Origin of the sequence: Cohaesibacter celericrescens, assembly GCF_002866925.1 — a bacterium.
Classification (GTDB): domain Bacteria; phylum Pseudomonadota; class Alphaproteobacteria; order Rhizobiales; family Cohaesibacteraceae; genus Cohaesibacter; species Cohaesibacter celericrescens.
In genome coordinates, this window is record NZ_PKUQ01000011.1 from 89,523 (window position 1) to 112,118 (window position 22,596).

A 22,596-nucleotide genomic window follows, 5' to 3' on the forward strand; every position below is an offset into this window, starting at 1 on the left:
TGCTGAGGGCTTTTGATCAGGTTATTTGAGATCTTTGGCAGGAACGCGAATGACTGTTTCGCGTTGGGTTGGCTCAACAAAATTGGCCAAGGCAAAAATTCCACCTGCAATCAGACCAGCCAAAACAAGGAGAAAGACTAGGGCTTTGATCAGACTAAGCATATATAGATCCCATTAGAAAACTCGGATTACATGAAAGGCAACCTAGCATCCTTTGAATGAGGTTGTCAGTTTTTTGCCGAAATTATAAAAGAATTTTCCAACTAATTCGCCCTATCAAATCTGCAATTGGGGACGGGTTTGGTCCATTTGAGGTCAAAATGCATTGCTGGCTTGACAGTTTGGTCTCAAATGGATCAAACCATGAGCGATATATTAGTGACAAGGACGCATATGGCGGTTTCAAAAAACAGTGAATGCGGCGCGCGTGAAACGCGGCTGGTTGAAGCACTGAACGGACGTCCGATTGTTTTGATCGGACTGATGGGGGCTGGTAAAACAACAGTCGGACGGCGTCTGGCCAATCGTCTTGCTATTCCCTTTCGCGATGCTGACCATGAGATCGAGGCCGCTGCCAATATGTCGGTGGCGGAAATATTTTCTCAACATGGTGAAACGCATTTCCGCGACGGTGAGAAAAAAGTGATTGCGCGGCTTCTGGATAAAGGCAATCAGGTGCTGGCCACAGGCGGTGGTGCGTGGATGAATGCTGAAACGCGAGACTTGATCGGTGGCAAAGGCATTTCCATTTGGTTGAAAGCCGAGTTTGATATTCTTATGGCGCGGGTTCGGCGCCGGTCGCACAGACCATTGTTGCGAGATCCCGATCCGGAAGGCGTGATGCGGCGTCTGATCGACGAGCGTTACCCAGTTTATGCTCTCTCTGATATCACTGTCATGTCTGTGGATTTGCCGCATGAAAGCATTGTTACGTCGGTTGTTGAAGCGCTGGAAACACATTTGAATGTTTCTGAATAGGCGGTGACACTGGCCATCGTTGATATCAAGTGACACCAAAATAGGGACGAAAGGGCAATGGAAGCCAGCAAAAAAGACTTGACCGAGACTGCGCGCCAAGTGCGGGTCGAGCTTGGGGACCGCAGCTACGATATTGTCATTGGTCGCTCTGTTCTTGGATCTTTGGGGACTCGTTTCACGAGCCTCTTTCCTGGTTCCAGAGCGGTGATTATCACGGATTGCACGGTTGCGGGATTTCATCTTGAAGCGGCGGAGGCTTCTTTGCGTGCGCAGGGCATTATTCCATCCGTGGTCGTTATGGAGCCCGGTGAAAAAACCAAAAGCTACAAGGGCTTGATTGAAGCTTGCGACGGCGTGCTTGATACGCGCTTGGAGCGCGGTGATCTGGTCGTGGCTTTGGGCGGTGGTGTGATTGGTGACTTGGCAGGATTCGTTGCTGGGATTATCAGGCGCGGTATGCGGTTTATTCAAGTTCCTACCACACTGTTGGCGCAAGTGGATTCGTCCGTTGGAGGGAAGACCGGAATCAACAGTGCCCACGGTAAAAATCTTATTGGCTTGTTTAATCAACCCCATCTGGTGTTGGCAGATACAGCCGTGCTGGACACGTTAACACCACGCGACTTTCGAGCGGGTTATGCCGAGGTTGCCAAATATGGCTTGATCAATCAGCCTGATTTTTTTGAATGGCTGGAGACTAACTGGCAAGGCATCTTTGATGGCGGCCCCGAAAGGGAAGAGGCGATTGCGCGCTCCTGTCAGGCCAAGGCTGATGTGGTTGCAGCTGATGAAAAAGAGGCCAATCAACGTGCTTTGCTCAATTTGGGGCATACCTTCGGCCACGCGCTCGAGGGCATGGCCGAATATGATTCCGAGCGCATCGTGCATGGGGAAGGTGTTGCCATTGGTATGGTGCTCGCCCATGAATTTTCGGCTCAGCTTGGTCTTTGTGATCCTGCTATAACAGATCGCGTGGTCGCTCACTTGCAAACCGTGGGGTTGCCTACCCATATAGGGGCTATCCCGGGCCAATTGCCGAAGGTCGATTTGTTGATGGATTATATTGCCCAAGACAAGAAAGTGTCTCGCGGCGCTCTCACCTTCATCCTAACGCGTGGATTGGGGCAATCCTTTGTTGAAAAGGATGTTGACCCGTCCGTTTTGCGTGCGTTCCTTGAGGAGAAATTGAACTGATGCTCGCCTCTCTGTGGTTGACTGCGTTGGCTATTTTGTTTTTGATTGCCCTGTCCGGCTTTTTTTCGGGTTCCGAGACCGCGTTGACTGCGGCGTCCCGTGCGCGCATGCATCAAAAAGAAAAAAGCGGCGAACCGGGAGCAAGCGCTGTTAATCAATTGCTGCAATCACGCGAAAGATTGATCGGATCGCTGCTTTTGGGCAACAATCTGGTCAATATTTTAGCCTCGGCGTTGGCGACAACCGCATTCCTTTCCTTGTTTGGCGAAGCCGGTGTGGTCTATGCGACCCTTACGATGACACTGGTTGTGTTGGTGTTTGCTGAAGTGTTGCCCAAGACATGGGCTATTTCCAACCCTGATGGTTTTGCACTCAAGGTGGCGCCCTATGTGCGGGTGGTCACGCTTTTGTTTGGTCCTCTGGTTATTGCTGTCGAGTGGGTCGTTGTTCGGTTGTTGCGTCTATTGGGCGTGGATACCAAAGAAGGGCAATTCCTGTCCGGCCAGGACGAATTGCGCGGTGCCGTTGATTTGTTGCATATGGAAGGCAGCGTGGTCAAAGATGACCGGGATCGCTTTGGCGGGTTGCTGGATCTGGAAGAATTGGATGTGTCAGACGTTATGGTGCATCGGACCAACGTGATGTCTATCAATGCGGATGACAGCTCGACGTCCATTGTGGAACAGGCCCTCAAAAGCCCCTTTACACGCATTCCTCTCTGGAAAGACGAACAGGATAATTTTGTTGGTATCCTGCATGCCAAGGATTTGCTCAGAGCCTTGGCACTGGTCAAAGGGGAGCCCGAGAAGCTGGATATCATGGCGGTTGCGTCAGAGGTTTGGTTCGTCCCTGATACGACAAGCCTGAAAGGTCAGCTCAATGCCTTCCTCAAGCGTAAAAGTCATTTTTCGCTGGTGGTTGATGAGTATGGCGAAGTCATGGGGCTGGTCACACTCGAGGATATTCTTGAAGAAATCGTTGGTGAAATTGCGGATGAGCACGACATCGATGTGAAGGGCGTGAAAAAAGAGCCTGATGGGTCGGTTCTTGTGGACGGTTCCGTGCCGATCCGTGATCTCAATCGTGTGCTTGACTGGAAGCTACCCGATGAGGAAGCAACCACCATAGCCGGGTTGGTGATTCATGAAGCGCGGCAAATCCCTGAGCCGGGGCAAGGCTTTACCTTCTACAATTTCCGCTTCCGGGTTCTGCGTAAAGATAGGAACCGAATCACCTCCCTGCGCATCACCCCTGTGAAATAGAGCGATTTGCTACTGTTTAAGGCTTTATTGTCTCTAGAGATAAAGCATGTATTGGACCTGAGAGCTCATCTTTGATAATATCATGCACCATTCGATGTGCCGCGATCCGAGAGATGTCGTTGAAGGCCGAACTTGCCACGCGTACGCGGAAGTGTGTTTCACCTTCTGGACGTGAATGTGCGTGCCCTGCATGCAGGGCAGATTCGTCAATCACCTCCAACAACGTTGGTTGAAGTTGATTGTTTAGCTTTTTTTCGATGTTTTTCTTGACGGTCATGGCTGAGAATGCTGAATTGTTGCACTTCCAAATTTGAGGTGATTTGAACACGTGTGTGAACCTTGGATCTGATTGCAGATGGGGATTTTGTTCCCAATGCGCAAGAGGATTTTTGCATTGGTATCTCTGATTACGTGAACATGTCCCTTTTTCGAACCCAAACACGCCTTTAAAAGCGTCCGGAGACAAGCGTAGATTCATGAAACTTGACTCGAAACTCTTCGACTCGATTCGCATCAAGCCTGATGTGGAACGTCGCAAAAAGCAACAGCATGGCGGGAAATGTGAATGGCCCGATTGTGACAAGCGTGGCAGCTGCAAGGCTCCCAAGCGTGGCTCAGGTGGTAAAGAATTTCACAATTTCTGCGAGGGCCATGCCCGAGACTTCAATCGCAATTACAACTATTTTAGTGGCATGGACGACGACGCTGCGGATACCGCAAAAGCGAGCACCGCAACTGGTGATCGCCCAACGTGGAAAATGGGCGTGAATGCTTGGGGCAACGAAACCGATAAAGCCGGTGCGACGCGCGGCCGTAGTTGGGAGGCCACCGGGTTTTCTGACGGCCACTCCCAGCGAGCCGCTGAGCGGGCCAAGCGTCGGTCTCGTCATCAAGAGCAAACACGCAAATTGCGCCCTCTTGAAGCCAAGGCCTTCGATACGCTTGGTTTGACGTTGCCAGCAACGGCTGATGACGTGAAAAAAGCCTATAAGCGCCTGCTCAAGGAAAATCACCCCGATCTCAACAAAGGGGATCGTGCCTGTGAAGAACGGCTGCAAGACGTGATCGCAGCTTATAATTCTTTGCGCGCGGGCGGTTATTGTTGAGCTGCTGGTTGATAGCCGTTTGGCTTTTTGCAGTTTGATATGAACTTGAAACGAAAGGCGGAGGGATCCGCCTTTGGTCTTTTTGGCCAAGCCTTTGTTCTGCCGACGATTGTGTCGGGACAAAAAAATCAAATCTTTCTTTCCTTTTCGCCTCGGATTGCTTTAAGTTGCCTTTCCGTAAGACCGAGCCATTCAATCGGGCCTTGATTAAGCGTAGATCGCTCCTCTTCGCACACTGTGTGTATGTGAGACAAGACAAGGCCTCATCCAGAGCAGTGCTATGAATGATATGAGCAACGAGAATTCCAATGTGCCGGATACTGAAGTGTCTGTGCGTGATGTGTTTGGCATAGATGCCGACTTTATGGTTCCGGCTTTCAGCCAGACCAGTGATCATGTCCCTGACTTTGATCCAGATTATCTGTTTGACAGAGAGACAACGCTCGCCATTCTTGCTGGCTTCTCCCACAATCGGCGGGTGATGATTTCGGGCTATCACGGTACGGGCAAGTCATCCCATATCGAGCAGGTTGCTGCGCGGCTGAATTGGCCTTGTGTGCGCGTCAATCTTGATAGTCATATTTCCCGTATTGATCTGATCGGTAAAGACGCCATTGTTCTTAAAGATGGCAAACAGATCACCGAATTTAGGGATGGCATCTTGCCCTGGGCGCTACAGAATAACGTCGCTCTGGTGTTTGACGAATATGACGCGGGCCGGCCCGATGTGATGTTCGTGATCCAGCGCGTGCTCGAGGTGGCTGGTCGTCTGACGCTGCTTGACCAGAATCGGGTGATCAAACCCCATCCTGCGTTTCGTTTGTTCGCCACGGCCAATACAGTTGGACTGGGCGATACTTCGGGGCTGTACCACGGCACCCAACAGATCAACCAAGGCCAGATGGATCGGTGGTCGATCGTTACAACGCTGAATTATCTGCCGCACGACAATGAAGTGGCTATCGTGCTGGCCAAGGTCAAATCGCTGGTTGGTGATGCAGGCAAGGATGTCGCGGACAAAATGGTGCGTGTAGCCGATCTGACCCGCAATGCCTTTATGAATGGCGATTTGTCGACAGTGATGAGCCCGCGCAGTGTTATCACATGGGCAGAGAATGCCGAGATTTTTGGTGATATGGGCTTTGCTTTCCGGGTGACCTTCCTGAATAAATGTGATGAGCTGGAGCAGCCACTGGTCGCTGAGTTCTATCAGCGTTGTTTTGGTAAGGAATTGCCAGAATCTTCTTTGAATATTGCAGTTAGCTAAGGGGCACGCGCGGCCTCTCAATCTCTCAGGCACAGTAGATACGACGGAAATACAGGCAAATGTCGAGCAAACCTCCTTCCAAATTGGGTGGGCATGTGGACCCAAACGAGCGGTTTAAGCATGCAATTGGCGGCACGCTGAAGGCGATTGCCGGTCATGTCGAGCTGGAAGTGCAGTTTTCGTCCGATCGGCCGATGCTGGTGTCGGGCCACGCGCGCTTGCCCGAACCACCCCGTGCGCTGACTCCTGAGAAAGCGGCTGTGTTGCGGGGGCAGGCTGATAGCCTTGCTCTGCGTGTTGCTTGTCATGACCCTCGCGTTCATGCCAAGCATGCCCCCGAAGGGGCACGGGCACGCGGTGTGTTTGATGCAGTGGAGCAGGCGCGGGTTGAATCCATCGGCTCCAAGCGGATGGTTGGACTTGCCGGTAATGTTTCGGCGATGCTTGAGGACCGATATTCAAAGTTTGTAACGGGAGATTCCAGTCGCGTAGAAGAAGCGCCGCTGGACCATGTATTGTCTTTGATTGTCCGTGAAAAACTCACCGGGACAGCCGTTCCTGAGTCTGCACGCCATTTGGTTGAGCAATGGCGTGACTGGGTTGAACAAACCGCCGGCGACAGCCTTGATAACCTTGAAAGTGACATTCAGGATCAGGCTAAGTTTGCCCGCCGTTTGCGCCGGGTCCTCGCCGATCTTGATGTGGCCGACGATATGGGCGGTGAAGCGGAAGACAGCGACGAAAATGCAGATGATAGCGACAGCGGCAACAATGACGATGCCGAAAATGATACGGACTCGGAAGATGCGTCCGGTGGTGAACAGCAGCAAGAGCAAGAAGCCGAACTGAGCGCAGATGAACTGGAAGCGGGAGAGTCCGAATCTGACGAACAGCAAAGTCAGGAAATGCAGGACTTTGATGAGTCGGATGGTGATGATTCTGGCGAGTCAATGTCGCCCAAGGATTACGGGCGTAATGAACCGGATGGTCGTTATCAGGTTTATTCCACCGCTTTTGATGAAGTCGTGCTTGCCGAAGATCTCTGCGATACGGCCGAGCTTGAGCGACTGCGCGGCCATCTGGACAAACAATTGCAGAATTTGCATCAGGTGGTGGCACGATTGGCCAACCGGTTGCAGCGCCGATTGCTGGCGCAGCAAAATCGCGGTTGGGACTTTGATCTTGAAGAAGGCATGTTGGATACCGCGCGTCTGACACGGGTGGTTACCGATCCAATGCGGCCGCTGTCCTTTAAGTGGGAACAGGATACCGAATTCAAGGACACCGTCGTTACTTTGCTGATCGATAATTCGGGGTCCATGCGTGGACGCCCTATTTCGATCGCCGCAACCTGTGCCGATATTCTTGCGCGCACGTTGGAGCGTTGCAATGTGAAGGTCGAAATTCTTGGCTTTACGACCAAAGCATGGAAGGGCGGGCAGGCACGGGAAGCTTGGTTGAAAGCGGATAAACCGGCCAACCCTGGACGACTCAACGACTTGAGGCATATCGTTTATAAGTCGGCAGACAGCCCGTGGCGCCGTTCACGGCGGAATCTTGGCTTGATGATGCGTGAGGGGCTGCTTAAGGAGAATATCGATGGAGAGGCCTTGGATTGGGCGCACAAGCGCTTGCTGGGCCGGCCAGAGCAGCGCAAAATCCTGATGATGATCTCTGATGGGGCACCGGTGGATGATTCTACACTTTCGGTCAACCCGGGTAACTATCTGGAAAAACATCTGCGCGAGGTGATTGAGGAGATCGAGACCCGGTCGCCGGTCAATCTGCTGGCCATTGGCATTGGGCATGATGTGACCCGTTACTATAAACGGGCACTTACAATTATCGATGCTGAAGAATTGGGTGGAGCGATGACAGAAAAACTCGCCGAATTATTCGATGATAATGCTACGCCCGCTCCAGAAAGATCGCAGCGCCGCAAGCTGCGGAGGCGCTAGGTTGGTCAAATTTTTTGACCTTATCGGTAAGGGGTGCTCAATTCGGGGTGACATGTTGCGCCCTGTGGTGTTTGCGTCCTGCCTGTTGCCTATCGGGTTGTTTTCTACGGCTGCTATCAGCGCATCCGAAGCCATCTCGGTCTTGCCACAGCCTGCGCCAAAGTTTCAGTCGATCCGTGTGAAGAGTTCCCCCATCGATAATTTTGCTGGTTTAGGGCCTTCTGGCCATCGACTGGGGAAGCTGATTTGGGTTGGCGGGCTTGAATTGTCCAGCTCTGAGCCGTTGTTCGGCGGGTTCTCTGATCTGGCCTTCCTTGATCAGCAACGCTTTATGGCAGTCGGTGATAAGGGAGCATTGTTTTCTGCGCGGTTGGTTATCGACAATGGCCGCCCTGTGGGGCTTGATGAGGCGCGTTTTCGCTTTATACCCGGTTTTTCCCTGAAGCAGCCCGCATGGCGCCGTGACGCAGAAGGCCTCGCTATTGTCGGCAACTCTGCCTATGTCAGCTTTGAGGGGGCTGCCCGTGTTCTGCGCTATGATATAGTGAACGGCGAACCAAGCCATGTCGGCAAAAAAATTGGTTTGAGTGAGGAAATACGAAAGGCCAATCGAGCCAATTCGGGGCTGGAGGCCATTGCTTTCACTCCTGCAACCAGTGCCCATGCCGGTTCTATGGTTTTAATCAGCGAAGCGGCCCGTAAGGGAAGGGTGCTGGGATGGATCCGGCAGGGGCGTCGATATATCGGCTTCTCCTTGCCTCAGCAAGATGGTCTGTTTGTCACCGCTGCGGCCTTCACCGCTGGCGGAGATCTTGTTATCCTTGAGAGAAAAGTTTCATTGTTGGGCGGTTTGGTCATTCAAATTCGTCGAGTCAGGGCCGTTGATTTCATTGCAGGGGACATCACACGTACCGATGTGCTTTTGCGTGGAACATTTTTGGATGGTTTTGACAATATGGAGGGATTGGCGGTGCAGGATCTGTCCGATGGATCCAGTCTGTTGTCGTTGATTTCGGACGATAATTTCAACTCATTTCAGCGCACTATTTTGCTGCAATTTTTGCTGCCTGCCGGAACATAAAGCATCACAAGTCGGCTTGAGACGTCTCAAGCTGACTTGTGATGCTGTTATGATGGTTGTGTGTGGCGTTTCTAGGCCGATGGCGCGATGGCGTCTTGGCGGCCGCGTAAGGCCTTATATGGGCCAAGCATGGCCAACGAGACACTCATCTTGACCAGATAGTCACCCATTGCCCAACTGACCCAGCGTGGAGCCTCGATATTGGCAAATCCCAGCAGGGGCGCTGCATCGGTCGCAAATGCGTCTGATGCCATGCCGAAGCTTGTGTCTAGAAACGCAAATTGCAGGGCGAAGGAAAGGCTGAAAAAGATCACTGTATCGATGGTCGACCCGAGGAAGGACGAGGTGAGGGGGGCTTTCCACCAGGCGTCATGACGCAATTGGTTGAAGACAAAGACGTCCATCATTTGGGCGACGAGAAAAGCCGAGCCTGAAGCAATAGCGATGCGTGGAGTGGCAAGCCATATGGACAATAGGATCGCGAAAAAGAAACCAACCAGTACGATATGACGCGCGGTTCGTGGGCCAAATTTGCGATTGGTCAAGTCTGTGACCAGAAAAGCCAATGGGTAGGTAAACGCACCCCATGTCAGTAGATCTTGCAATCCGAAAGACCGAAACGGGAATTGGACCAGATAATTGGACGCAACAACGATGCAGATCATGGCCAAGATGGCCAAGCCGAGAGACTTACGAGCAGCAACCATATGTCGCCCTCCTTCTGTATGCCGCAAACGGGAGGATAGCCCATCGCGGTTGTTTGAAACAAAAACAGCGCCCAAAAGGCGCTGCTTGTTATTTTTAAGCATGACTGTTTGGGACCAAGCCCAACCCTGCATTAAGCAGCAGCCTGTGCCTTTTCGATTTTGCGTTTGATCTGCAGCGCATTGGTTGACAGATCAGCGTCTTTGGCTTTGACCAGAAAGGCATCAAGGCCACCACGATGTTCAACAGAACGCAGTGCATGAGCGCTGATGCGCATCTTAACACCGGTGCTGAGAATTTCACTCAGCAGCGTCACTTTTACCAAGTTTGGCAGAAAACGACGGCGGGTTCTGTTTTTAGCGTGGCTGACGTTGTTACCGGACTGGACGCCTTTACCGGTCAGTTCACAGCGACGTGCCATGGAAAATCCCTCACAAATTAATAAGGACGCCGAACAGCGTCCGCTCATTTCAGATTTTGTATACAGCCAGCATGCAGATGCAGCTGGGCTGAAAAGTCGCCTCGGTATAGTGACCCTAGCGCCGCGCGTCAAGCATTTCCGAGACATGAGACCCCTTCTTTTCAGGATTCTCTGCGGAAAATGTGTGATTCAATCGCTTCGATCCCCATGTTCGCAGACTGCAACGCGCAAAGATAGTCGTTTTTACGCCTTATTCGATCTTGGTTGAGGCTGTCTTCAAGGCCCTTAATTTGCCTTAATTCGCCATTGTATATGGGTTGATTGTAGTTTGTTAACCATATTCCGTGAAAGTGACGGAATATGGCGTGCTTGAGAGTAATGCAGAGACTGTGTCTTGCATTGTCTCGGTTGGCGGCTTTTCGATGCGCGTGTTTGCGTATGGGCCAAGCCTTTGTTTGTGTATTAGGGAAAGACGATGCTGACTTGGAAGCATATTACTCCGCAGATATCTAACTTTCTGCCCGGCTTGGCTGGAGCAAACAGGATGCGCCTTGTCTTATTGGGCGCAAGTCTTATCGTCGGGATTGTCGGAGTGATGCCACGGGCGCAAGCCACAGATATCGATGCGCGCTTTGGTATCTCTATTGCTGGCATTCCAGTCGGCAAGGGAACCGTTAAGGCGAGCGTCAAGGGCAGCAAATACACGATCGACGGCTTTGCCAAAACCTCGGGGATTTCCAAGCTGTTTATTGACAGTAAAGGCCGTGCTATCAGCAGTGGTGCTCTGCGGGGTGAAAAACTGTTGCCGTCGATGTATGCGCTCAATTCCAAGGAAGATAAAATCCACAACGTGGTCCAGATTGCTATGCGATCGGGCAATGTGAGTGACTTTTCTGCGTCCCCACCCGTTTCCAGACACGCCGACCGAGTGCCCCTTAAACGGGTTCACACGCGTGGTATTGTTGATCCTCTGAGTGGCTTGATTCTTTCTGTGAAGTCTAACAAAGATAAAGACAGGGTCGGTAAGTCGGTCTGTGATCGCACTATCCGGATGTTTGACGGCCGTTGGCGATATAACATTGAGTTGTTCTACAAAGGCACCAAGCAGGTTCGATCTGGCAACGCCAATCAATATAGCGGTCCTGTGACCCGTTGTGGCGCACGGATGCGCTTTGTTGCGGGCCATCGGCCCAACAAAAAGAGCACAAAATATATGGAGAGCAACAAGGATCTCGAGGCTTGGTTTGTTCCGGTCGGCGACGAGCCAGTGGTTGCGATCTATCGGTTGCAAATCGGGACCATGGTTGGCCGCCTTGTTTTGCAGGCGAGAGAAATGATCGTCAATTGATGGCTTGATTGTTTTCAGAAGTCTTGTTTTTAAGAGAGAGGGTTTTGGCCCTCTCTTTTTTTTCGCTTCCGTTTCAACCTGAAAGCCCTACCTCCGCTCCGTTTGATCTCATCTCATTGAGTTTGGGATGTCGCGGGGTATGGATGGTCTTCATCGTTTGGGGCGGGGGGTATCGCTTGCCATATTGCAAAGGCTGCGCCGACCTACAAACTGTACCCGGTTGAATCTATGATAAATGCTTTGCAGACTGGCTATCTGATTTGAAGTGAAATGTGTTTCATATTGGGGCAATTGGTTAACGCCACGCCCATGGCGCTGTTGCTGCGCTTTTCAGCTGAATTCAGTGTTATCAAAATGTGGGATGCACTGGCAAACAAATGGGCAGATGTAGATGGAACAAAGCGGGAATTCTGTTTGATGTCTGATTCGTGCTGACTTTGTTCCGCCTGTGTTCAAGTGGTTAATGCGGCGCCTATTATTTGACTCTGTCTATTAACGATTTGAAAATCTGACAATGTCTCATATTGGACCGAATTGTTTAAATATTCGACGGATTATATCCATTCTGTGTCTGTTGTGGTTTTTACGGGGAATAGCAAAGCACAAAATATAGTGGCTTTGTGGTGCTCGGCATCAACCTGTGCTGTGAACAAAAGGGGAATATTGAAAAGTCAGCGATTCGGCCATGATTCGTTCTAGACTCGTTCTATTTATTAATGCTGCCGCTCGAACGGATCGGCGAGGGCCCCTGTCGGCTCTGTTGCAAGGATGCCTGTTTTGGCAAGAAATTCAGCATGGCATTTTCATTGGCGCTTGCCAGTGGCCCCATCAATCTGAAATAAAGGTGAGCACGAGGCGCTGAAAAGCGCTTTGATGCATTGATAGACGCTGAGTCGGCACCATTTGGGTTGTTGGCTCCCAGTGATAGGCCATCGGCACGTCCATGACCAAGAAACCCGTTCCTGATTCTCCTTTTGCCTCATTGGCCGGTCTATCGGATTCCCTCAAAGTCGAAGCGGAAAAAAAATCGCAAGCTGAGCAAGCGGCGCGAAAAGCATCAATCAAGGCAAGAAAAGAGGCCTCAGGCGGATTTGCCGGCATCGAGGCAGAGCTGATGCGCCATGCCAAAGCAGAGGCGCGGCCAGGTGCCAAGGCTGTGACTGGCACACATAAACTCCAAAAAGCACCGGAATCTAGCTTGCCGGAGCCTAGCTTGGAAGAGCAATTTCTCGATCGACTGTCACAAAAAGGATATGCCGATTCTCAGAGGCAGTCTTCTGACGTTGCTGCTGGGGAGATCGAAGCAAGGGCCGCCAAGACGCAGTATGGTCGCACCGCATCCAAACTGTCAGAGGCCGCGCCAGGTTGGGCCGATGATTTTGGTGTCACCCCCGGATCGAAGCCTGTGATCGGTCGGGTCAATGCGCTTCTGGGCCCGACCAATACCGGCAAGACCCATATGGCGATCGAGCGAATGGTGCGCCATTCTTCTGGTATCATCGGATTGCCGTTGCGGCTTTTGGCACGCGAGGTCTATGGCAAGCTGGTTGAAAAGGTGGGAAAAGATCTGGTTGCTCTTCATACCGGTGAAGAGCGGATTGTGCCCGCTTCGGCGCGGTATCATGTCTGCACGGTGGAGGCTATGCCCGCCAAGGCTGATGTCGCTTTTGTCGCCATAGACGAGGTCCAGCTGGCCGCAGACTTTGAGCGTGGACATGTGTTCACCGACCGTTTGCTGCATTTGCGCGGTCGTGAAGAGACTTTGTTCTTGGGTGCCGCGACCATGCAGCCAATGATCGAACAATTGTTGCCCAATGCGACGATCACCAGTCGGGTGCGGATGTCGCAACTGACCTATGCTGGCTCCAAGAAACTATCGCGCTTGCCGCGCCGGTCAGCTGTGGTCACCTTTTCGGCCAATGATGTTTATGCCATCGCAGAGTTGGTGAGACGCCAAAAGGGGGGGGCCGCAGTGGTGATGGGCAGTTTGTCCCCTCGTACGCGCAATGCTCAGGTCGAAATGTTTCAAAATGGCGATGTGGATCATTTGATCGCAACCGATGCCATCGGAATGGGGCTCAATCTCGACCTTGATCATGTGGCTTTTGCTGCGGAAAAAAAATTCGATGGTTTTCAACATCGTCGCCTGACGGCGGCAGAATTGGCGCAGATTGCAGGGCGCGCAGGGCGTTATACACGCGATGGTACCTTTGGTGTGACCGGACGGGTGAGCCCATTTGAAGATGAATTGGTCGAGCAGCTGGAATGTCATGTGTTCCAGCCGATCAAAATGTTGCAGTGGCGCAGTCGGTTGCTTGATTTTTCTAGTTATTCGGACTTGATTGCGACGCTTGAAGTCCCACCTGATAGAGCGGGTTTGACCAAGTCTTTGCCAGCAAGTGATCTTCAGGCGCTGGAGTTATTGTTCAAAGACAAGGATATTCAGCGACGGGCCAACAGTCCGGAGCGCCTGAAATTGTTGTGGGAGGTGTGTCAAGTTCCGGACTATCGCAAGATCGCTCCAGCCAATCATGCTGATTTGATTGGGATTATCTTTCAGCAGCTGGATGACTGGGGCGTTTTGTCGCGAGATTGGCTGTCCGCACAAATAGGCTATGCGGATAGAATTGATGGTGATATTGACACACTAGCCAATAGAATTGCACATATCCGCACTTGGACCTTTATTGCTAACAAAAAGGGGTGGCTAGATGATCCTGTTTTGTGGCAAGAGAAGACAAGGGCCGTCGAGGATCGGTTATCCGATGCCTTGCATGAGCGGCTAACCAAGCGCTTTGTTGATAGGCGCACAAGTGTTTTGATGAAACGTCTGAGAGAAAAAGCAATGCTCGAAGCGGAAATAACTGCTACCGGTGACGTACTGGTGGAAGGCCAGCTTGTTGGACAGCTGCAAGGGTTTCGCTTTGCGCCCGATGTGAGTGCTGAAGGCAATGATGCCAAAGCCATTCATGCCGCCGCGCAGAAGGTCCTATCTGTCGAATTCGAAAACAGATCGGAGAAAATAGCGGGGGCCGCCAATGATCAGTTCCTGTTATCTGGCGATGGCTTGTTGCGTTGGCTGGGGGCTCCTATTGCCAAGCTTGTGGCTGGTGATTCGGTGCTGAAACCGAGGCTGATGGTGCTGGCCGACGAGGGCTTGAGCGGACAGGCTTTGGAGTATGTCCAATCCCGAATCAATCTATGGCTCAATAATCACGTCAATCTGCTGTTGCAGCCGCTCGTGGATCTGGCTGAGTCTGAAGAACTAGAGGGTGTCGCCAAGGGTATGGCGTTCCAACTTGTTGAAAACCTTGGGATTTTGGATCGTCGTTCGGTCTCGGAAGACGTGCGATCTCTGGATCAGGACGCCCGTGCTTCTTTGCGCAAATTCGGCGTTCGGTTCGGCGCTTATCACATCTATATTCCCGTTTTGCTCAAACCTGCTCCCAGCTCGATGCTGGTGATGATGTGGGCTTTGCACAACGGTGGTCTCGATCAGGACGGTATCGTTGAAGTGCCTTCCCTGTCTGCTTCAGGGCGCACATCCATTCCTGTGAATGAAGGGATTTCTCCTTCTCTTTACAAAACCGTGGGCTTTGGTGTGTATGGCAAAAGAGCTGTGCGTATCGATATTCTCGAGCGGTTGGCAGATCTCATACGTCCGCTTCTGAGTTGGCGTGCAACCGAAGAATCACCTGAGCCACCGGAAGGTGTTATGGAGCGTGGCTTCACGGTCACCGTTGCTATGACCTCTTTGCTTGGGTGTGCTGGCGAAGACTTTTCAACCATTTTGAAGTCACTCGGTTATCGTGTCGAGCGTCGCAAAATTGAAGCTGAACCTGCTGCGAAAAGTGAAGATTCGGGTGAGACAGCTGCTGTCGAAACACCGGCTTCTGACGCAACAGACGCGGCCAATGCCTCCGAACAGAGCGAAGCGGTTGTGGCTGACGTGACTTCTCCACAGGAAGATGCAAAGGCCGGTGAGGGTGTGGATGCCGACCCTACAGCTGCAGTTGTTGAAGAAGAAAAGTGGCTCGAAATCTGGCGCCCGGGTGGTCGGGGAGATCGTAAACCCAATCGGTCTGGAGCCCGCAACAAGCCGACTCCGAAAGAACCCAAGGCCAACACCGGAAGTCGTCAAGCCCAGCGTCTGGAAGGGGGCTATAAAGGCTCTAACCGTTCAGGCAATGGCAATGAGGGTGGCAATAAAAATGCCAACCGTCAGCGCAATGGCGAAAAGGGACGCGGTAAGCCACGTGAACAGGCTCCTCGCAAGCCGCAGAAAGTGGCGGATCCCGATTCCCCGTTTGCTGCACTTGCGGCTCTTAAGGCAAGTTTAGACAAGGGCAAGTAGCCCTTGTCACTTTCTTTGGCGCGATGATCCATGAACGAAAGAACTGCCAAACTCCGCATAGACAAGTGGTTGTGGTATGCCCGCGTGGCAAAGACACGAAGTTTGGCTGCCAAATTGGTCACTTCTGGCTGTGTGCGGCTGAACAAAGATAAAGTGACCTCGGCCAGCCAAGGGATCAAAGTCGAAGATGTCTTGACTGTGACCCGCGCTTCCCATGTTTTGGTTTATAAGGTTGTTCAGCTTGGTTCGCGTCGGGGGCCTGCTCCCGAAGCGCAGTTGTTGTTTGAAGATTTGACGCCCAAACCCGAGCCAGGGGCAGACAAATCTGCCCCTGTTTCGCTTGAAGCCGGGCACGGTCGTCCAAGCAAGAAAGATCGTCGGGATATCATGCGTCTGAAACGTAGCTTTATGGATGAATGAGACGCGAAATACCCAAAAAGGCAAAATTTTCTCTTGAGTGTCTGGTGAATTTATTAAATAAGTATGTTCTATACCTGTTTCCAATTCGCGTTTGCGATTGATCAATGTCGGCCTGCAAATTGCCCTGATATGAGCAAGATGAGGGGCATTGTGGAGGACAGAGGATAAGAGACGGTTTTGAACGTGTTTCTTGGAAATTTGTTCTGCTTGCCCTACCGAATTTGCAATCTTTACCGCTTGAAACAAATGTGTAAAAGCGATAGCAAACGGTAGTTGAATTCTGGCGGATTAACCGCTTGAACGAAGTCGATGGTCATTGCCGCTTTTTGGGCGGATCGATGATCAAACAAGAGCCGGAGCGCTCGCGGCATTGCTGGACTGGCCCTGATTTGCCAAGGTCCAATGCTGCTGCCTCTACTGCGGAGAACGCAATGACCTATGTCGTGATGGATAATTGCATAAAATGCAAATATACGGACTGCGTGGAAGTATGCCCAGTTGATTGTTTCTATGAGGGTGAGAACTATCTCGTTATCCATCCCGATGAATGTATCGACTGTGGTGTTTGTGAGCCAGAATGTCCTGCTGAAGCAATCAAACCTGACACTGAGCCCGGTCTTGAGAGTTGGATAAAGCTCAATGCGGAATACGCTGAAGTGTGGCCCAATATCACAGTGAAAAAAGATCCATTGCCTGATGCCAAAAAATGGGATGGGGTTGAGAATAAGCTAAAAGATCTCTCTCCTAATCCAGGTACAGGCGACTAAAAATATTGCTATGCAGCATTTGAATGGTGGTCCGGGTGCGTATTTGTGGCGCATGCGGGCCTTTTTTTGTGCCCAAGTTAACCAAAATACGCGTTATAAAAATGGCTAAATTCCGCCACTATCACGATAAATTTTGAATTCTGGGAAGAGGGGAATGCTGTTAGAATGCCATTTGCTGACATTCAAACGTTGGAAATAGTGCAAAAATATGATATGCTCCCTCAATCAGCTGATAAAGGAAGGTTCGCAATGCTCCTATCTAGGAGTTTTTTTATGCGCATTTTGAAGTTCATGCAATGTCAAAGTGCGTAATACACAGGTGCGTGCCTAAATCAGTTTAGATGCATTACGGTATGTTTGGAAGATTAGATCGAGACGGTGTCGATGTCCGATCACATTCTTACTTACCAAAGAACCGATGAATGGGCTTTGCCTTTTATTCATTCGGAAATGGGCGGGCAACAGGTGCCCCCTTCAAATACGTGACGCGGGAGTTTCAAGCGTATGGCCATCAAAAAAGCCACCCAACGTCAGGGCTTTAAGATCAGTGAATTTGTTGTCTATCCGGCTCACGGTGTGGGCCAAATTGTCAATATTGAAGAGCAGGAAGTCGCTGGTCTCAGCCTCGAGCTGTTCGTCATCAATTTCGAACAAGACAAAATGACACTGCGGGTACCAATCGGGAAAATTACGTCTGTAGGTATGCGCAAATTGTCAGATGATGAAAGCGTTGAAAAAGGACTGGTGACGGTAACTGGTCGCGCTCGAATCAAGCGCACTATGTGGAGCCGCCGCGCACAGGAATATGAAGCAAAGATCAATTCTGGTGATTTGCAGTCCATCGCTGAAGTCGTGCGCGATCTCTTTCGTTCCGACACACAGCCGGAACAATCATATTCCGAACGTCAGCTTTATGAAGCAGCTCTTGATCGGATGGCACGTGAAGTGGCGGCAGTGCGTAAACTGTCCGGTACTGAAGCTGTGCAGTTGATTGAGAAAAATCTCGCTAAAGGTCCGCGCCGCGGTGTGGCAAAAGACGAGGAAGCCGCCGCTTAATTGCTGCCGGTTTTCAGTTGCTCTGGCTGATTAGTGATTTAAAACCCCGATAGAGATATTCTCTCTGTCGGGGTTTTTCTTTGGGCGGACTTCCGGGAGCGAATGATCAATGGATCGGACGCTTATTATTGCTGTGCGATGATTTGCTTGACCATCTGTCCGCGCTTGACCTGAGACCCCTCTTTGATGTCATTCAAAATGCTGAACAGTTCGACCTTGTCGGTGGTGCCCTGCATTTGTTTGGCAAGGGATTGAAGCGTATCGCCCCAACCAACCGTGTTGATTTTGATTGTCAGTGGTTTAAAAGCCTGAGCTTGTTGGAAAGACAGGGTCTGGAAACTATTGATGGTTTCTGTAACCGCACTCTCATAGGCAGCGTTCGGCTGTGTCGTGGCAAAAACAAACCGATAGGTGGCTGACTGTACACGAATGACCGCTATGCGGAAGGTCCATCCCTTTGCCTTGGCCGCAGCTATGACGGCTGGTTGTCCATTGATCGTTTGTTCTCGGATGGAGCCGGTCAACAAGCCCGAGACCCAGCCTGATGTGAGATATCGGGTGAGGGGAACATCCGGGCTGACGCTCACCCCATCAAAGCGCATGGCTGTTCCATCTTTGGCGACAGCAAGCACGGCCTTGGAGGTGTTTTCCAGGCGATATCCTTTTGGCAAAGTGAATCTGATCCGCAAATGCGGATGAATATAAGAGCGTTCGCGAACGAACCCTTCATCTGGCGCATCTCCAAACAACATGCCATCGATTGCGGCAAGATAGTCTTCTCGCTCTCTGTCGCCAACATCGGGGCCGCCAAACCGGCGGGCCGTATAGATGGCGGTGTTTATGCGCTGGGGCGTGGTTGGATGCGAAGACAGGAAATTCGCTTTCGGGTCATTATCTGCCTGTCCGGTGAGAAATTGCGCATATTTTCCCATTGTTGCAAGAAAACGGCTCGCAGCGAAGGGATCTAGTCCCGCTCTGAAGGTGGTTCCAATGCCTTCCTTGTCCGCTTCTAGCTCTTGAACTTGGGAGAAGCTGGCCAGAGTGACAAGATTTTTGGCCTTGATGGAGGCGGTCTTGGACGTTTTCCCGACCATATTGTCCATAACTTTGGACATCAGTTGGTTCTTCTGTTGCGCCCGGGCGCGAGCCAGCGCGTGGCGCGCTGTTACATGGGCCATTTCGTGGGATAGAACAGCTGCAAGTTCAGCTTTGTCATTGGCCAGAGCCAGTAAGCCACGGGTGACATAGAGATAGCCACCCGGTAATGCAAAGGCGTTTACGGCGGGAGAATTCAAAATCGTAATGCGATAGGGTCTATTGGGCTCATTAGAGGCGGCGACAAGGCGGCCTGCCAATTTGGCCACCATAAGTTCCAACTTGTCATTGTTATAGATGCCGCCATAGGCTTTGACGATTTTGGGATGCTCTTTGCGCCCGATTTCACGCTCGACCGAGTCAACAGAAGACGTGCCGGAAGGGGCCACACCAGAAATGGTAGGCTTTTCTCCGCTGGTCAGAATACTGTTGCAGCCGGTGAGTAGCGCAGTGGCTAGACACAGAATGGCTGCTGTCATCAAGTGGCTCAGGCGCGTGTTGCTCACACTATTGTCCCCATCTGATTTGCTTGAGCAATGCGGTCATGGTTATTTATCATCTATATGTCTTAACAAGTTTCTATCTGTGCCGGCTTGCAAAGCGTCGGTTTCAATCTGTTTTACCCAAAGTTGTTGCGGGCGGAGCACACGAATCAAAGGTCCTCCACGATCTTCCACCCACCCCCGGACATATATATGGGCTTGTGACAATTCATCCAGCGATTTGTTTTTCTCTTCCCAAGTCGCAAGACTTTTTTTGCTCAAGCTGACGGTGAAGTCTGACTGCCAATTACGGCCAAAATTAAGATAGCTTGTTCGGTCTTTGTTGCGACTGATGGATTTAACTGTTCCGTGGATGATTTGATAACGTGAAACAATATTGGAGAGGTCGAGTTTGGTTGCGTCTTTGGCTTGGTAGCGAGGTATCCGCCATATTCCTTTTTCTGCGTCGCGCGCTTGATTTTCAATAGCAAGCAATCGGTCTGCGCATGCCGCTGATACTGATTGTGGATCAACACGGGCCAAACCATCGTTCAGCAGTGCTTCCTGCAGCAGGGTTGTCTGGCTTTCGTCTTGATTTTCAGGGATGCCAGATTTAGCGATAAAAATACTTTGGCGACCATATCGGTCACGTTTCGCTATTTTTGTGGCAACCATTTCGCTTGTCGTCGTTTGGTCGCTGAGAAACGTCTCGATCCGTTGTTTTTTTGCTTTGGCGAGAGGAGGGGGCGTTAGTCTCTCCACGATCAAGCCATCCAGTTTAAAAGAGCCATCGGGTGCATCAAGATTTGCGGGTGATGTATAGGTCAGTGCTTGATAGGGTATGGTCGAAGTGTTTTGCATGCATGGGTGTAGGGCGCGCGTCGTATCGGCCTGTGCGGCGCTGCCGTATATCCACAGCGTTAGGCCAGCTCCAAATACTCTAAGGACCGATCTCTTATACATGGAATCGCATTGCTCCCTTCGTCATTGGCGATCCGCATGAATTGTTGGGACCGATTTCAGGATGGCCTGTTGATCTGTGATGGGTGAAATGATACAGAGCCTTGACGATTTTTGTCAGTCAAATTTTTCTTTCTTGCTGTCTTTGGTTGAACCGTGTTGGGTTTCCCCTTGGGAGGAAGACAGATTCTCTGGCCCCGTAGCTCAGACGGATAGAGCAACCGCCTCCTAAGCGGTAGGTCGCGCGTTCGACTCGCGCCGGGGTCACCAAACTCATTCGCAATCAATCCTGTCCGGCTTAAGCCTTTGGAAATGGAAACTGGCCTACTCTCATCTTTATGCCTTGGATAGAGGAGAGTGCAATTCATAGCACATCAGGTCCGCTACCATTCACTCGGTCGGCGATAGATAAAGTTGAGGCGGCTTTAGCAAAAGTTGGTGCTCCTAACGGGCATTCAGCAACGACCAGCCATGTCTTTTTTACCCTGATACTGTGTCTTGCGATCACTGTCATTCCCATCGCTGCACATTTTGTGAGTCCAGCATTAGCGATTGCGTGTCACTTTTTGTTGGTGTCCGGCACCGCGCTTTTCTTGACACCAATGGCGCCGCTGGTGGTGGTTTTTTCCCTCATATTTCAGAATATGTTTGTTTCGATTTTCTCGGACTTTCTGGTTGATCAAAATGACTATAATTTTGTCAGGGGCTATAATTTTCTAACGATGATGATCCTTTGGCTCTGGCTGTTTGGGCAGTATGGGCTCAATTGGCGGTCATACGGGCGCACTGTGAATCGTATCATGGGGGCGGGTCTGATCGGTTTTGGCTTGATTGGGGTCTATTTTTTGTTGGGCATGGCAAAAAACCCATCGGGTGCAATCATTTATTTGCGTAACATCATCAGTCCATTGGTGATCTTTCAGATATTTTTCCTTACTTCTTTACGGAGCCGACAGCCTTTAACGCCATTTTTTGTAACGATAACGATATTGGTGATCATTCTCGGGTTCATCGAAATGTTGGATCGAGAGCTGTGGCTTGATATGGTGAATGGGTGGCGTCTTTGGGAAGTTGGCAATAGAGAAGCCGTTTTGGGGTTGGTGGCGGATAAATCGGCGAAGGAAACCGGGCTGATTGTACGCAATATTCTCGATACAATGCGAGTTGCTTTCCTGAATACGCCTTTGTTGGGGGAAAATAGCTTTGTCATCTTGCGTATGAGTGGCCCCAATATTCATGCGATCAGTTATTCCTATGTCTTGGCCTTTCTCTCCATTCTTATGCTGATGAACCGCCGCTGGTATCTGACTTTGCCCATTATCCCTCTGTTGCTCTTGGCCAGTGCCAAAGGCTCTATGATTATGATGCTGCTTGCTTTCAGTGCATTGTTGGCGCGCAAACTCTTTGGCGCGGTGTTTGCTATTGGGGCTTTGCTTTTTGTCCTAGCTGTTTATATCGGCTTAGGAATCATCACGGGGCTCAATATCGGTGATTTTCACGTGCTTGGGTTTATGGGTGGTGTCTATAATTTCATAGGCTATCCATTTGGTAATGGCCTTGGGGACGGTGGTAACCTGGTATCTAACTTTAACAATTTAGATTGGCCTGCATATCAGGCTGCCGGACGAACGCCGATCGCGATGGAGAGCGCTGTCGGTGTTATGTTGCATCAAATGGGGATTGCGACCTTCGGTTTGTTGGCGGTTTACGCTTGGATTGCCGCGCAAACTTACAAAGTCTCTCTGGAGAGCCGGATCAACCTGCATTCCATTGCCAGCTTTATCCTGATCATTGTTATGGTGAATGGCATATTTCAGGAAGAAGCGATTTTCTCGCCTCTCGCACTTGGGCTCATTATGGGGTTGAATGGTCATATATTGGGCCAAGCCTCTGGCCGAGATGACACATCGCAATAAAGTAAACTGGTCGCCCGCTCAGTTTGCGGCATCATCCTATTATCGACATCTCTTGGATTTCCAGTCGCAGTGTTGGACGTGTGGCCCATCGAACGCTTGGGTATTTGCAAACTTGCAAGGCTGGTAGCGTTCAATACCATAATAAACGAGTTGTAAGCGCCACCGGCTATCTTTTGAGGGTTTGGTATTTTGCGTGCTTTGGGCCTTATAACGATTGAATGGTGCC

The 22,596-nt window shown here is 50.9% G+C and carries 19 protein-coding genes and 1 tRNA gene; 14 read left to right on the forward strand and 6 right to left on the reverse strand.

The features are described from left to right. Window positions 1–21 precede the first annotated feature (21 nt). The gene (locus C0081_RS06490; protein ID WP_101533002.1) at window positions 22–162 is read right to left on the reverse strand and encodes a histidine kinase; all 141 of its coding nucleotides are present in this window, start codon (window positions 160–162) and stop codon (window positions 22–24) included. Window positions 163–363: 201 nt separating this feature from the next. Between C0081_RS06490 and C0081_RS06500 the strand changes: the two genes are divergently transcribed. The 3 genes from C0081_RS06500 to C0081_RS06510 are packed head-to-tail and all read left to right on the forward strand — an operon-like array spanning window position 364 to window position 3,434. Further along, on the forward strand, window positions 364–978 hold the full coding sequence (locus C0081_RS06500) for a shikimate kinase (protein ID WP_373236360.1): 615 nt from the start codon (window positions 364–366) through the stop codon (window positions 976–978). Between the two features lie 57 nt (window positions 979–1,035). Beyond that, a complete protein-coding gene (gene aroB / locus C0081_RS06505; protein WP_101533005.1) occupies window positions 1,036–2,172 on the forward strand; it encodes a 3-dehydroquinate synthase in 1,137 nt (378 codons plus the stop codon). Beyond that, on the forward strand, window positions 2,172–3,434 hold the full coding sequence (locus tag C0081_RS06510; protein ID WP_210200415.1) for an HlyC/CorC family transporter: 1,263 nt from the start codon (window positions 2,172–2,174) through the stop codon (window positions 3,432–3,434). Before aroB ends, C0081_RS06510 begins: the two co-directional genes overlap by 1 nt. Window positions 3,435–3,450: 16 nt before the next feature. Here C0081_RS06510 and C0081_RS06515 read toward each other — a convergent pair whose 3' ends face one another. Continuing rightward, window positions 3,451–3,711, reverse strand: coding sequence for a BolA family protein (locus C0081_RS06515; RefSeq protein ID WP_101533024.1), 261 nt, complete (start codon window positions 3,709–3,711; stop codon window positions 3,451–3,453). 199 nt (window positions 3,712–3,910) lie between these two features. Between C0081_RS06515 and C0081_RS06520 the strand changes: the two genes are divergently transcribed. From C0081_RS06520 to C0081_RS06535, 4 genes are all read left to right on the forward strand, one after another. Further along, window positions 3,911–4,540 (forward strand): J domain-containing protein, encoded by a 630-nt coding sequence (locus tag C0081_RS06520; RefSeq protein WP_101533007.1) that lies wholly within the window; start codon window positions 3,911–3,913, stop codon window positions 4,538–4,540. Window positions 4,541–4,829: 289 nt separating this feature from the next. After that, complete coding sequence (gene cobS / locus C0081_RS06525; RefSeq protein WP_101533025.1) at window positions 4,830–5,807, forward strand: cobaltochelatase subunit CobS; 978 nt, start codon at window positions 4,830–4,832, stop codon at window positions 5,805–5,807. A 59-nt stretch (window positions 5,808–5,866) separates the two neighbouring features. Next, a complete protein-coding gene (gene cobT, locus C0081_RS06530; RefSeq protein WP_101533008.1) occupies window positions 5,867–7,765 on the forward strand; it encodes a cobaltochelatase subunit CobT in 1,899 nt (632 codons plus the stop codon). Window position 7,766: 1 nt separating this feature from the next. Continuing rightward, window positions 7,767–8,846 (forward strand): esterase-like activity of phytase family protein, encoded by a 1,080-nt coding sequence (locus C0081_RS06535; RefSeq protein ID WP_180966786.1) that lies wholly within the window; start codon window positions 7,767–7,769, stop codon window positions 8,844–8,846. 71 nt (window positions 8,847–8,917) lie between these two features. Here C0081_RS06535 and C0081_RS06540 read toward each other — a convergent pair whose 3' ends face one another. Together C0081_RS06540 and rpmB are read right to left on the reverse strand one after the other, a co-directional pair. Continuing rightward, window positions 8,918–9,553 carry a queuosine precursor transporter gene (locus tag C0081_RS06540; RefSeq protein WP_180966789.1) on the reverse strand — a complete coding sequence of 212 codons (636 nt, stop codon included), beginning with the start codon at window positions 9,551–9,553 and terminating at the stop codon, window positions 8,918–8,920. A gap of 131 nt (window positions 9,554–9,684) precedes the next feature. Beyond that, window positions 9,685–9,972 carry a 50S ribosomal protein L28 gene (gene rpmB, locus C0081_RS06545; RefSeq protein WP_101533010.1) on the reverse strand — a complete coding sequence of 96 codons (288 nt, stop codon included), beginning with the start codon at window positions 9,970–9,972 and terminating at the stop codon, window positions 9,685–9,687. Window positions 9,973–10,447: 475 nt separating this feature from the next. On the opposite strand from rpmB, the gene C0081_RS06550 reads away from it, so the two are divergent. From C0081_RS06550 to C0081_RS06570, 5 genes are all read left to right on the forward strand, one after another. Next, window positions 10,448–11,320 (forward strand): DUF3108 domain-containing protein, encoded by an 873-nt coding sequence (locus C0081_RS06550; RefSeq protein ID WP_101533011.1) that lies wholly within the window; start codon window positions 10,448–10,450, stop codon window positions 11,318–11,320. Between the two features lie 943 nt (window positions 11,321–12,263). Next, window positions 12,264–15,674 carry a helicase-related protein gene (locus C0081_RS06555; protein WP_425349450.1) on the forward strand — a complete coding sequence of 1,137 codons (3,411 nt, stop codon included), beginning with the start codon at window positions 12,264–12,266 and terminating at the stop codon, window positions 15,672–15,674. A gap of 30 nt (window positions 15,675–15,704) precedes the next feature. Further along, on the forward strand, window positions 15,705–16,094 hold the full coding sequence (locus C0081_RS06560; protein ID WP_101533012.1) for an RNA-binding S4 domain-containing protein: 390 nt from the start codon (window positions 15,705–15,707) through the stop codon (window positions 16,092–16,094). Between the two features lie 431 nt (window positions 16,095–16,525). Continuing rightward, entirely contained in the window at window positions 16,526–16,861 is a 336-nt protein-coding gene (fdxA, locus tag C0081_RS06565) for a ferredoxin FdxA (protein WP_101533028.1), read from the forward strand. 504 nt (window positions 16,862–17,365) lie between these two features. Next, window positions 17,366–17,917 carry a CarD family transcriptional regulator gene (locus C0081_RS06570; RefSeq protein ID WP_101533013.1) on the forward strand — a complete coding sequence of 184 codons (552 nt, stop codon included), beginning with the start codon at window positions 17,366–17,368 and terminating at the stop codon, window positions 17,915–17,917. A 125-nt stretch (window positions 17,918–18,042) separates the two neighbouring features. On the opposite strand, the gene C0081_RS06575 is transcribed toward C0081_RS06570, so the two are convergent. After that, window positions 18,043–19,518, reverse strand: a complete 1,476-nt coding sequence (locus C0081_RS06575; protein ID WP_210200416.1) for a M48 family metalloprotease — start codon at window positions 19,516–19,518, stop codon at window positions 18,043–18,045. Between the two features lie 42 nt (window positions 19,519–19,560). Then, on the reverse strand, window positions 19,561–20,457 hold the full coding sequence (locus C0081_RS06580) for a thermonuclease family protein (protein WP_101533014.1): 897 nt from the start codon (window positions 20,455–20,457) through the stop codon (window positions 19,561–19,563). Window positions 20,458–20,647: 190 nt separating this feature from the next. Between C0081_RS06580 and C0081_RS06585 the strand changes: the two genes are divergently transcribed. Together C0081_RS06585 and C0081_RS06590 are read left to right on the forward strand one after the other, a co-directional pair. Beyond that, window positions 20,648–20,724: transfer RNA gene (locus C0081_RS06585), tRNA-Arg, on the forward strand. 263 nt (window positions 20,725–20,987) lie between these two features. Next, window positions 20,988–22,370, forward strand: coding sequence for a hypothetical protein (locus C0081_RS06590; RefSeq protein ID WP_146006418.1), 1,383 nt, complete (start codon window positions 20,988–20,990; stop codon window positions 22,368–22,370). Window positions 22,371–22,596: the final 226 nt, after the last annotated feature.